Below are 11,820 nucleotides of genomic sequence, written 5' to 3' on the forward strand. Positions count from 1 at the left end.
CACCCTGCGAAAGCGTAGCCCTCGCAGGGTGTGGGGGTGACCATCTCATTAGCCCGCAGCGACGGCGGGCTTTTTCAGCAAGCGCGAAGCAGGCTCAGATAGGCCGGCTGCCGTACTTGTTGTCAGGCTTCTTGGGAGGATCGGCGACCACATTGGCCTCCACTTCCTGCACCTTGCCGCCCTTGGCCAAAAACTCTTCCATGGCTCGCGCGAGAGCATCGCGTTCCTTGTTCTTGGCTTCGACACTCGGCAGCTCATCGACCGATACCGCTGCCTTGGCCTTGCCTTTGGCGGTCGGAACGGGCGCATCACCGCCGTCGTCTTCAGCGACGTCTTCCGCCGCTGCTTCCAGGCCTTCTTCGGCCTCGTCTTCGTCGCCTACTTCGAGGTCGTCGTTTTCCAGATCATCGTCGCTCATGTTCTACCTCATGACTTGCGAAAAGCAGATTAGTTATAGCCCAGCTTTGCCTTCTGTCGAAGGCTGCCGGAAAAAATCAATAGCCGCTGCTGACCAGCGGCTATGCCCCTTCACCGTGCACGGTGGCGAGGACTTTACGGGCACCGCCATGATCGCGGTGCTCGCCCAGGTAAATGCCTTGCCAGGTCCCTAACGCCAGTCGGCCTGCCGAGATCGGCAAACTGAGCTGACAGCCAAGTACGCTGGCCTTGAAGTGCGCCGGGAGGTCGTCCAGGCCTTCGTCGTTATGCTCATAGCCGTCTGTTCCTTGTGGGATCAGACGATTGAAAAATCGTTCGAAGTCGCGACGTACCGCCGGATCGGCGTTCTCGTTGATGGTCAACGACGCCGAGGTATGCTGCAGCCACAAATGCAACAGACCAACCCGACACGCCTTGAGTTCAGGCAGGCCGGCGAGTAACTCGTCCGTTACCAGATGAAAGCCCCGGGGCCTCGCCCGCAGGGTTATCAGAGTCTGTTGCCACATACAGTTCTCCGCACGTTCGGGGCGCATTCTAGCGCGCTCTGGGAAAAAACAAAGGCCCTAATACTCCTTCTGTTTTGTAAGCCATCGGCGGCACAAAAACACCCGTCGTAAACGTTCATAAACCTGTAAGAAAAAACCTTTCAGCCAGCCTTTCAATGATAAATCGCGGACAAAAAAATGCCCGGCAAGCCGGGCAAATTTTTTCGTGCGCGTGCTTACAAGTTGTAGCCGCGTTCGTTGTGAAGCGCCAGATCGATGCCGACTGCCTCTTCTTCTTCGGTGATCCGCAGGCCCATGACAGCGTCCAGGACCTTGAGGATGATGTAAGTGACGATCGCGGTGTAGATCACCGTGAAGCCCACGCCTTTGCACTGAATCCACACTTGTGCGGCGATGTCGGTCACGGTGCCGAAGCCACCCAGCGACGGTGCAGCGAACACACCGGTCAGGATCGCGCCGAGGATACCGCCGATACCGTGCACGCCGAAGGCGTCGAGGGAATCGTCATAGCCGAGTTTGCGTTTCAGGGTGGTGGCGCAGAAGAAGCACACCACACCAGCGGCCAGGCCGATCACCAGTGCGCCCATCGGGCCAACGGTGCCGGCAGCCGGAGTGATGGCGACCAGACCGGCAACCACACCCGAAGCAATGCCCAGTGCGCTTGGCTTACCGTGGGTGATCCACTCGGCGAACATCCAGCCCAGTGCAGCAGCGGCGGTTGCGATCTGGGTCACCAGCATCGCCATGCCGGCGGTGCCGTTGGCGGCTGCGGCGGAACCGGCGTTGAAGCCGAACCAGCCGATCCACAGCATGGCCGCGCCCATCAGGGTGTAACCGAGGTTGTGCGGTGCCATCGGGGTGGTCGGGAAGCCTTTGCGCTTGCCCAGTACCAGGCAGGCAATCAGACCGGCCACACCGGCGTTGATGTGCACCACGGTGCCACCGGCGAAGTCCAGCACGCCCCAGTCCCACATCAGGCCGCCGTTGCCGGACCAGACCATGTGCGCAATCGGCGCATAAACCAGGGTGAACCAGATGCCCATGAAGATCAGCATCGCGGAGAACTTCATCCGCTCGGCGAACGCACCGACGATCAGCGCCGGGGTGATGATGGCGAATGTCATCTGGAAGGTGATGAACACCGCTTCAGGGAACAGCGCCGCCGGGCCAGTAATGCTGGCTGGCGTGACACCGGCGAGGAAAGCCTTGCCCATGCCGCCGAAGAACGAGTTGAAGTTGACGACGCCCTGCTCCATGCCGGTAGTGTCGAACGCAATGCTGTAGCCATAAATGACCCACAGGATGCTGATCAGACCGGTAATGGCGAAGCACTGCATCATCACGGAAAGAATGTTTTTCGACCGAACCATGCCGCCGTAGAACAGCGCGAGGCCGGGAATGGTCATGAACAGCACGAGGGCTGTCGAGGTCAACATCCAGGCGGTATCGCCGGAGTTGAGGACTGGGGCCGCCACTTCGTCTGCCGCCAAAGCAAGGCTGGGCATTACGATGGACAACAGGGCTCCTAGCCCTGCGAATTTACGCAGAGTCATATTGTTTTCTCCTGGGGCGTTGGGTTTGTGGCGGCTTAGATTGCGTCGGTATCGGTTTCGCCGGTACGGATGCGAATCGCCTGTTCCAGATTGACCACGAAGATCTTGCCGTCACCGATCTTGCCGGTGTTGGCGGCCTTGGTTATCGCCTCGATAACCCGGTCGAGATCCTTGTCGTCAATGGCGACATCAATCTTCACCTTTGGCAGGAAATCGACCACGTACTCCGCGCCGCGATACAGCTCGGTGTGACCCTTCTGCCGACCGAAGCCTTTGACTTCAGTAACGGTAATGCCCTGCACGCCGATCTCGGACAACGACTCGCGCACGTCGTCCAACTTGAACGGCTTGATGATGGCAGTGACTAGCTTCATGAAAACTCTCTCCCGAATTGGTGGACTTGCCCCAGGAAAACAAACCCGTCTCAAGTCTAAGCGCAGTGCCTGGCTTTGTAACGCATCGTCGGCCCTAACCTGCCCGTCCGACGCCAGTTAACCGCTCCTTGCGAAACTCTCCCCCGTTTCGCTCGGCGCACTGCATTCGTCACAGCGACTGCATCAGTGCATGGGTCACTAGCGTCTAAGCAGAAAGCTTGCCATCTCCACAAAATCCTCTGTTTTCAAGCCTTTGCTTGCAGATGGCGACAACATCAGCACAACACCCGACGCGATACGCACAACAACGGTGCGATGCCGTCCGTCCGCATGCGCGAAAAGCGTGCATCCCTTGCCCGCGAAAATGACTATAGACACTGCGTGGTACACTGCCCGCCATTGTTACCAGGACCTCTTCCCATGCTCGCGCCCAAAGACTTCCTCGACGCCCTCACCGGCACCGCCTCCCGCCTTTTCAGCGGCGACACTCCGCTGCCGAAAGCTGAAATCGAAAGTCAGTTCAAAATGTTGCTGCAGAGCGGCTTCAGCAAACTGGATCTGGTGAGCCGGGAAGAGTTCGATAGCCAGATGGTTGTGTTGGCGCGCACGCGGGCACGGCTGGAAGCGCTTGAGTCGAAAGTGGCTGAACTGGAAGCGAAGCTCACCCCTCCAGCCGAATAACACCGCAACCCCTGTAGGAGCGAGCCTGCTCGCGATTGAAGGCCGGAACGACCTTCCGCTTTACCAGTAGGAGCTGCCGAAGGCTGCGATCTTTTGATCCCACAGCCCGCAAATATCCCGGCAACGTCCTACAAAGTTCTCATCCGCCGTCCGATTGCGCCGCAAAGCCACGGTTCCTAAGCTCACCTTCTGCTGAATGTTCAGCACTGGGTTTGGCGACTCGGAACCAAGCAATGCAGCTCACCTCGTTCGATATCAGGTATTTCTTCCCGATTCGAATTATGGCGGCTGTGTGTGGGAGACCTTAGGGTCTGCCGGTATTCGCTTGGCCGGTTCGCCAACCCGCACGCAGCTGCCACCCTTATTGTTTGGCGACGATATGCGGCAGTCATCTACCAAGCGAAATTTGGGTAATGCTCGATGGACGAAAACTATCTGATTCCTCACGTCTTCACCCGCCACAAACTTCACCTCAACGCCCTACTCATCCAAAACCAACCCTGGTTCAGCGCCCGCGATCTGGGCCGCTTGCTACGCATCCACCTCAACGACCGCCAACTCCGAAAACTCGACCCCGACCAACACCAAACCGCTCGGATGTTCGTCTACGGCAACATCGAAAACACCCTGCTAATCAGCGAATCCGGCGTCTACGCCCTCCTCGTCTATCACTACTGCCCCGAATACCGAGCCCTGCGCGAGTGGCTCACCCACGAAGTCGTCCCCGCCCTGCGTGACGCCCAACACCCCACCACAACCGAACGCCCACAACTGAGCCTGCTCAATTGGCCGCAAATGTCTTTGAGTTTGCTGCACTGGAATAACCAGCCGTGGATTCGGTTACAGGATGTGCCGCAGATGCTGCCTGATCAGCAGAAGGCGAGACGTGCGATCAATGCGCCTTGGTGGAAAAGAGCAGCAAAGATGCTTCACGCATTCTGAATAAAAAACCCCACGCTTTTGGCGTGGGGTTCGATAGATCCCAGAAAACAATCAGGCACAGTGAGCAAGCCGCTCGACCTGATCCCGAATCGCGTCCCCTCGCTCAATCTCGGCCTTACGCAAATCGTAGGTCGATTGCAGGTTCAGCCAAAATTCCGGGGTCGTGTCCAAACAGATAGATAGCCGTAGAGCCATATCAGCACTGACCCCCCGACGCTGGAGCACAATGTCGTTCACCGTAGGTGTCGACACGTTCAACGCTCTGGCAAGAGCGGCAGCCGTAAGGCTCAGAGGCTCTAGGTATTCCTCTTTGAGGATTTCGCCAGGATGCACCGGGCGCATACCATTCTTAGTCATTACTCACCTCAGTGATAATCGACGATTTCAACATTCTCTGGTCCGTTAAGACCCCAAAGAAAGCAAATTCGCCATTGAGCGTTGATGCGGATGCTGTGCTGACCTTTTCGATTTCCCTCCAACGCCTCCAGACGATTGCCCGGCGGAGATCGAAGGTCCTTCAGCACGACAGCATCATCAAGCATCGTCAGCTTCCGTTCCGCGACACTCAGAATGGCTGACCACAAACGGGTCTTACCGTTGCAAAACAGGTACTCGGTCTCAGAACACTTAAAGCTAACGATCATAATTTAAAGCTTAACGTTATGCATTAAACTTGAGTGTATTAGCTGAATTCGCAAATGCAAACGCAGCATTTTGAGTATTGGCCTCCCTTTCAAAACTTTAGGAATCGGGCTACGTGCATCCTTCAGAAGACCTTCAAAATCCAGCCCCGTCCTACAAAAACAATCGGCATTTCTCATTGCATTAAAAGCCTGAAGAACCGTAGCCGATCCTGCAAAAATCGCCTGAATAGATTTTTGCTCCTCAGAACTTCCCTGCTTCATACCCGCAACATCCAGTGAAAGTTTGCCCTCTCACCCGCGCCACCAAAATCTCCTCCCGCAACTACCCTTCAAAAACCCGCAGGAAGCGGCCCCCCACGTCACATCAAGGAACGACCATGTCCCTCTCCATCGTCCACAGCCGCGCCCAAGTGGGTGTGGAAGCGCCCGCCGTTACCGTTGAAGTCCATCTGGCCAACGGTTTACCGTCGCTAACCATGGTCGGCCTGCCCGAGGCGGCGGTGAAGGAGAGCAAGGATCGGGTGCGCAGTGCGATCATCAATTCGGGGCTGCAATTTCCGGCGCGGCGGATCACGTTGAATCTGGCGCCGGCGGATTTGCCCAAGGACGGAGGGCGATTCGATCTGGCGATTGCGTTGGGGATTCTTTCCGCCAGTGTTCAGGTGCCGACGCTGACGCTCGATGATGTGGAATGTCTGGGTGAGCTGGCGCTGTCGGGTGCGGTTCGGGCGGTACGCGGCGTTTTGCCGGCAGCACTGGCTGCGCGCAAGGCCGGGCGTTCGCTGATGGTGCCGCGGGCGAATGCCGAGGAGGCGTGTCTGGCGTCGGGTTTGAAGGTGATTGCGGTGGATCATCTGCTGGAAGCCGTGGCACATTTCAATGGGCACACACCGGTTGAGCCTTATGTTTCCGATGGCTTGATGCATGCCAGCAAACCTTATCCGGACCTGAGTGAAGTGCAGGGCCAGCAAGCCGCCAAACGCGCATTGCTGATTGCAGCGGCGGGCGCGCATAACCTGCTGTTCAGTGGGCCGCCGGGGACGGGCAAAACGTTGCTGGCGAGTCGTCTGCCAGGGCTGTTGCCTCCGCTTGCCGAATGCGAAGCGCTGGAAGTGGCGGCGATTCAATCGGTCACCAGTTGCGTGCCGCTGAGTCATTGGCCGCAACGGCCATTTCGTCAGCCGCATCACTCTGCTTCCGGGCCGGCATTGGTGGGGGGCGGCTCGAGACCGCAGCCCGGCGAGATCACGCTCGCCCATCACGGAGTGCTCTTCCTTGATGAGCTACCGGAGTTCGAGCGCAAAGTGTTGGAGGTTCTGCGGGAACCACTGGAATCCGGTCAAATCGTGATCTCCCGGGCCAAAGACCGAGTGCGATTCCCTGCACGTTTTCAGCTGGTCGCGGCGATGAATCCTTGCCCGTGCGGATACCTGGGTGATCCGAGCGGCAAGTGTTCTTGCACGCCTGACATGGTGCAGCGCTACCGCAACAAACTGTCGGGGCCGTTACTGGACCGAATCGATTTGCACCTGACGGTTGCGCGGGAGGCGACGGCATTGAATCCGACGCCGAAGCCAGGTGAGGACAGTGCCAGCGCAGCGGCGTTGGTGGCCGAAGCTCGTGAGCGGCAACAGAAACGTCAGGGTTGCGCGAATGCCTTTCTCGATTTACCGGGGCTACGTCGGCACTGCAAGTTGTCCACAGTGGATGAGCATTGGCTGGAATCGGCATGTGAACGGTTGACGCTTTCGCTGCGTTCAGCGCATCGGTTGCTTAAGGTAGCGCGGACGCTGGCTGATCTGGAGCAGGTAGAGGGGATCACACGGGAGCATCTGGCTGAAGCGTTGCAGTATCGGCCGGCTACGCAGTAAACCCGAAAATAGAGTCGCCCCCAATCGCGAGCAAGCTCGCTCCCACATTGGATTTGTGAACGCAGATCCAGTGTGGGAGCTTGCTCTGGCCGGCGTTCCGACGATGGCTACTTCAAAGACGCCTCAACGAAACCGGTCGACCTCGGACCGCAAATCAGCCGCCAGCTTTTCCAACTCTTTGGCAGTGACGGCCAGGTTGGAAACCACTTCGCGCTGCTCGCTGTTCGCCAGGGCGATGCTTTGCAGGTTGCTGCTGAGCAACGTTGCGGTGCTGCTCTGTTCCTGGGTCGCCGTAGTGATCGCGGCAAATTGCTGGCCGGCCGAACGGCTTTGCTCGTCGATCCGTGCCAGTGCCGACGCCACGTTGGCGTTACGCGACAAGCCTTCCTGCATCAGCACATTGCCCTGTTCCATGGTGCTGATGGCGTTGCCGGTTTCTTGCTGAATGCTCTGGATCATCACGGAAATTTCGTCCGTAGCCTGACGGGTCCGAGAGGCCAGGTTACGCACTTCGTCCGCCACCACCGCAAAACCGCGACCCTGCTCACCGGCGCGAGCCGCTTCGATTGCGGCGTTGAGTGCCAGCAGGTTGGTCTGTTCGGCAATCGAGGTAATTACACCGACGATGCCGCCGATTTCCTGGGAACGCTGGCCCAAGGTGTTGATCACCGTCGCGGTGCTGTTCAACGCACCGGCGATTTGCTCCAGCGACGAGGACGCTTCGTCCATCGAGGTACGACCGATCTGCGTTTGCTGTGCGTTTTCCTGGGCCAGACGCTGAGTGCTGCCCATGTTGTCGGCGATGTTCAACGACGTGGCGCTGAACTCTTCCACGGCACCGGCCATGCTGGTGATTTCGCCCGACTGCTGCTCCATGCCTTCGTAAGCGCCGCCGGACAAACCGGACAAGGCCTGGGCGCGGCTGTTGACCTCCATGGACGCGTTGCGAATGTGCTCGACCATGGTCGACAGTGCCTGGCTCATCTGGTTGAACGCGCGGGCCAGTTGGCCGATTTCGTCGTTGCTCGACACGCTCAGGCGTACGCTCAAATCACCGGCGCCCAAGGCTTCAGCCTGACGTACCAGATCGCCCAGTGGCGCGAGTTTGCTGCGCAACAGCCAGACCGCCGATCCCACCGCCAGCAACATCGCCAACAGGCTGCCGATGGCCAACTGAATGCCGACGCTCCAGGTCACGGCGCTGATTTCAGTTTTCGGCATGCTCGCCACCACCGACCACGGCCCGTCCTGGAACGGCACGGCGATGCTGTAGAAATCTTCGACCTTGTCGCTCCAGAACTCGCCCTTGCCCGGGGTTTTCGCCAGCGCGTTGATGGCCGGGACGGCTTGGTCCAGCGCCTCTACGCCAGCAATCGGCACCAGCCATTTGTTCTGCTCATCCAGCAGCGCGAGGGAACCGGTCTGGCCGATGCGGAAGCGCTTGAGGTTTTCGAACTGGGCTTTCTGCGCGTCGGTGTAATCGAAACCGACGTACAACACCGCAATGACCTTGCCACTGCTGTCGCGCACCGGGGTGTACTGCGACATGTAGAAGCGTTCAAACAGCAGCGATCGACCCACGAAGCTCTGCCCCGCCATCAATCGGGCGTAAGCCGGGTTCGCGTGATCGAGCACAGTACCGATGGCGCGGCTGCCGTCTTGTTTGGTGACGTTTGTGCTGACTCGAATGAAGTCTTCACCGCTGCGCACAAACACCGTGGCCACACCCGCGGTCATCTGCTTGAATTCGTCCACTTCCTTGAAGTTGTTGTTGAGCACCACGTTGCCCAGGTGCAGCCCCGGCGTCTGCACGCCTGCCACGACCACCGGCTCGTCCGCGTGCACGCTCAGCCCACTGCTGAAGCGCGTCTCGAACAACCCCGCCAGGCGCTGGGTGCTTTCACGCAACGTGCTGTGAAAGGTGCTCAGCTGATCGGCCAGCAGCCGGGCTTCACTCGCCAGATGCTCTTCGCGGGTGGCGAGGTTGGCCGAGTCCAGCGAACGCAGGGCGAACAGGGTACTGCCGGTAATGACAATCGCCAGTATCACGGCGAGCGCAAGACCAAGCTGTGAGGCGATCCGGGCACGAGGTTGAGACATGACAGCTCCTGGCCGAGCAATCGGATCATCCTGATCGCGACGCACACTCAGCAAATTTCTAATAATGGGGATAGCGTCGAACCTGCACGAAGGTCCTACGTGAAGATTTTCGGCGGCGAACAGGAATACTTGAGCGGCGTGGCAGGATATGGCGCAAGGCCGCTATTGCAGCGGCTTCATCGATTCAGCTCAGGTGCACGACATCCGGCAACTCCATGGCCCGGACTTCGCCTTGCAGGAAGTCGCTGAGCCGACGCATGCGCTCGCCACCGGGACGGGTTTTCGGCCACACCAGGTAATACTTTTCGCCGCTGGCGACGGCGGTCGGCCATGGCAGGCTCAAGCGTCCTTGCGCCACATCCTCCGCCACCATCAGCAGATCGCCCATGGACACGCCATAGCCCCGCGCCGCAGCGATCATGCCGAGCTCCAGCGTATCGAACACTTGCCCGCCCTTGAGCGACACCTGATCCGCCAGGCCCATGCGCTCCAGCCAGTTGCGCCAATCGCGCCGGTCCGGGGTCGGGTGCAGCAGTTCGGTATTGGCCAGGCGCGTGACGTCCCATGGCTGATCGTCGCGCAAGTTGGGCGCGCCCACCGGAATCAGTTCCTCGGGAAACAGGTAGCTCGCCTCCCAGTCCGGTGGGAAATGGCCGTTGCTCAACAACACCGCACAGTCGAATGGCTCGTCGTTGAAGTCCACTGAGTCGATATCCATCCAGGCGCTGGTCAATTGCACCTCGTTGCCCGGCTGCAAATGGCGGAAGCGGCTGAGGCGCGCCAGCAACCAGCGCATGGTCAGGGTCGAGGGGGCTTTCATGCGCAGGATGTCATCTTCGGCGCGCAAGGTATTGCAGGCGCGCTCCAGGGCGGTAAAGCCCTCGCGAATGCCCGGTAACAGCAAGCGCGCCGACTCGGTCAGTTGCAGGTTGCGGCCACTGCGGTGAAACAAGCGGCAGGCAAAATGCTCCTCGAGCGTACGAATATGCCGACTGACCGCACTTTGGGTAATCGACAGTTCTTCGGCGGCGCGGGTGAACGAACTGTGTCGCGCCGCCGCTTCGAATGCGCGCAGGGCATACAAGGGAGGAAGACGACGTGACATTCAGAAAGCTCCTATAGCGGGGTCGAGTCACCCTAGCAGAAACTCTCCAGCATGAGTTTGAATCATGCCACCCATCCTTTTTATCCCTTTGTGCAAACGCACCAGAGCGCCGAGAATCGGTGCTTTCCTGTTCTCTTTGAAAATCGAGCGTGATGACCATGCAGCATCCAGCACGTATTGAACTCTGGGCCATCCTGCGGCTGTCGGGGCCGTTGATTGCCTCGCAGTTGGCGCACATGCTGATGGTCCTCACCGACACCTTGATGATGGCGCGCCTGAGTCCCGAAGCGCTGGCCGGTGGCGGACTTGGCGCGGCGACCTATTCATTCGTGTCGATTTTCTGCATCGGCGTGATCGCGGCCGTCGGCACTCTGGTGGCGATCCGTCAGGGCGCGGGCGATATTCTTGGCGCGGCACGGTTGACCCAGGCCGGGGTGTGGCTGGCGTGGTTGATGGCGTTGGGTGGCGGGCTGTTGTTGTGGAACCTCAAACCGGTGCTGCTGTTGTTCGGCCAGACGGAAAGCAACGTCCAGGCCGCCGGGCAATTCCTGATCTTCCTGCCCTTCGCCCTGCCCGGCTACCTGAGCTTCATGGCCTTGCGCGGCTTCACCAGCGCGATCGGCCGTGCGACGCCAGTGATGATCATCAGCCTGGGCGGCACGGTGGCCAACTTCCTGCTCAATTACGCGTTGATCACCGGCATGTTCGGCCTGCCGAAACTCGGCTTGATGGGCATCGGCCTGGTCACTGCGATCGTGGCCAACCTCATGGCGCTGGCGCTGGCGTGGCACATTCGCCGGCACCCGGCTTACGACGCCTATCCGCTGCGCGCGGGGTTGCTGCGGCTCAACCGGCAGTACTTGAAAGAACTGTGGCGCCTGGGCCTGCCGATTGGCGGCACCTACGCGGTGGAAGTCGGGCTGTTCGCCTTCGCGGCGCTATGCATGGGCACCATGGGCAGTACACAACTGGCGGCGCACCAGATCGCCCTGCAAATCGTCTCGGTGGCGTTCATGGTCCCGGCGGGCATTTCCTACGCGATCACCATGCGCATCGGCCAGCATTACGGCGCTGGGCAACTGCTGGATGCGCGGCTGGCCGGACGGGTCGGCATCGCCTTCGGTGCGGTGGCGATGCTGTGCTTCGCGATGGTGTTCTGGTTGCTGCCGAATCAATTGATTGGCTTGTTCCTCGATCACAACGATCCGGCATTCCGCGAAGTCATCAACCTGGCCGTGAGCCTGCTGGCGGTGGCGGCATGGTTCGAGTTGTTCGACGGCACGCAAACCATCGCCATGGGCTGCATTCGCGGACTCAAGGACGCCAAGACCACGTTCCTGGTTGGCCTGGCCTGCTATTGGCTGATCGGCGCACCGGCCGCGTGGTGGATGGCGTTCCACTTGAACTGGGGGCCGACGGGTGTCTGGTGGGGGTTGGCCTTGGGGCTGGCGTGTTCGGCGGTGAGCCTGACGCTGGCGTTTGAGTGGAAGATGAAGCGGATGATTCGGCGGGAGCCTTCGGCACGAGGCAGTTTTCGGGTGATTCAGCCGGATTAGGATCAAAAGATCGCAGCCTGCGGCAGCTCCTACATGGGCATGCATAACCC

At 59.6% G+C, this 11,820-nt stretch carries 12 protein-coding genes; 4 read left to right on the top strand and 8 right to left on the bottom strand.

From position 1 onward, the window contains the following. Positions 1-94 precede the first annotated feature (94 nt). From sutA to glnK, 4 genes are all read right to left on the bottom strand, one after another. Positions 95-418 carry a transcriptional regulator SutA gene (gene sutA, locus ACW9JC_RS24770; RefSeq protein ID WP_416129518.1) on the bottom strand — a complete coding sequence of 108 codons (324 nt, stop codon included), beginning with the start codon at positions 416-418 and terminating at the stop codon, positions 95-97. A gap of 100 nt (positions 419-518) precedes the next feature. After that, entirely contained in the window at positions 519-944 is a 426-nt protein-coding gene (locus ACW9JC_RS24775) for a secondary thiamine-phosphate synthase enzyme YjbQ (protein WP_338583843.1), read from the bottom strand. Between the two features lie 215 nt (positions 945-1,159). Then, a complete protein-coding gene (locus tag ACW9JC_RS24780) occupies positions 1,160-2,497 on the bottom strand; it encodes an ammonium transporter (protein WP_338583844.1) in 1,338 nt (445 codons plus the stop codon). Between the two features lie 35 nt (positions 2,498-2,532). Next, entirely contained in the window at positions 2,533-2,871 is a 339-nt protein-coding gene (gene glnK / locus ACW9JC_RS24785) for a P-II family nitrogen regulator (protein ID WP_002555808.1), read from the bottom strand. Between the two features lie 420 nt (positions 2,872-3,291). Between glnK and ACW9JC_RS24790 the strand changes: the two genes are divergently transcribed. Both ACW9JC_RS24790 and ACW9JC_RS24795 read left to right on the top strand, forming a co-directional pair. Beyond that, positions 3,292-3,552, top strand: coding sequence for an accessory factor UbiK family protein (locus ACW9JC_RS24790; protein WP_338583845.1), 261 nt, complete (start codon positions 3,292-3,294; stop codon positions 3,550-3,552). Between the two features lie 420 nt (positions 3,553-3,972). Next, positions 3,973-4,494, top strand: coding sequence for a BRO-N domain-containing protein (locus ACW9JC_RS24795; RefSeq protein ID WP_457458251.1), 522 nt, complete (start codon positions 3,973-3,975; stop codon positions 4,492-4,494). Between the two features lie 51 nt (positions 4,495-4,545). Here ACW9JC_RS24795 and ACW9JC_RS24800 read toward each other — a convergent pair whose 3' ends face one another. Both ACW9JC_RS24800 and ACW9JC_RS24805 read right to left on the bottom strand, forming a co-directional pair. After that, positions 4,546-4,851 carry a HigA family addiction module antitoxin gene (locus ACW9JC_RS24800; protein WP_457458253.1) on the bottom strand — a complete coding sequence of 102 codons (306 nt, stop codon included), beginning with the start codon at positions 4,849-4,851 and terminating at the stop codon, positions 4,546-4,548. An 8-nt stretch (positions 4,852-4,859) separates the two neighbouring features. Continuing rightward, on the bottom strand, positions 4,860-5,138 hold the full coding sequence (locus tag ACW9JC_RS24805; protein WP_448109763.1) for a type II toxin-antitoxin system RelE/ParE family toxin: 279 nt from the start codon (positions 5,136-5,138) through the stop codon (positions 4,860-4,862). Positions 5,139-5,515: 377 nt separating this feature from the next. Between ACW9JC_RS24805 and ACW9JC_RS24810 the strand changes: the two genes are divergently transcribed. After that, complete coding sequence (locus ACW9JC_RS24810) at positions 5,516-7,009, top strand: YifB family Mg chelatase-like AAA ATPase (protein ID WP_457458256.1); 1,494 nt, start codon at positions 5,516-5,518, stop codon at positions 7,007-7,009. Between the two features lie 123 nt (positions 7,010-7,132). On the opposite strand, the gene ACW9JC_RS24815 is transcribed toward ACW9JC_RS24810, so the two are convergent. Together ACW9JC_RS24815 and ACW9JC_RS24820 are read right to left on the bottom strand one after the other, a co-directional pair. Beyond that, entirely contained in the window at positions 7,133-9,109 is a 1,977-nt protein-coding gene (locus ACW9JC_RS24815) for a methyl-accepting chemotaxis protein (protein ID WP_457458258.1), read from the bottom strand. 184 nt (positions 9,110-9,293) lie between these two features. Continuing rightward, on the bottom strand, positions 9,294-10,214 hold the full coding sequence (locus ACW9JC_RS24820; protein WP_338583853.1) for a LysR substrate-binding domain-containing protein: 921 nt from the start codon (positions 10,212-10,214) through the stop codon (positions 9,294-9,296). Positions 10,215-10,372: 158 nt separating this feature from the next. Here ACW9JC_RS24820 and ACW9JC_RS24825 point away from each other — a divergent pair, with 158 nt between their 5' ends. Continuing rightward, positions 10,373-11,770 carry a NorM family multidrug efflux MATE transporter gene (locus ACW9JC_RS24825; protein ID WP_457458261.1) on the top strand — a complete coding sequence of 466 codons (1,398 nt, stop codon included), beginning with the start codon at positions 10,373-10,375 and terminating at the stop codon, positions 11,768-11,770. Positions 11,771-11,820 lie beyond the last annotated feature (50 nt).

This window comes from Pseudomonas sp. SDO5591_S426 (assembly GCF_054070755.1).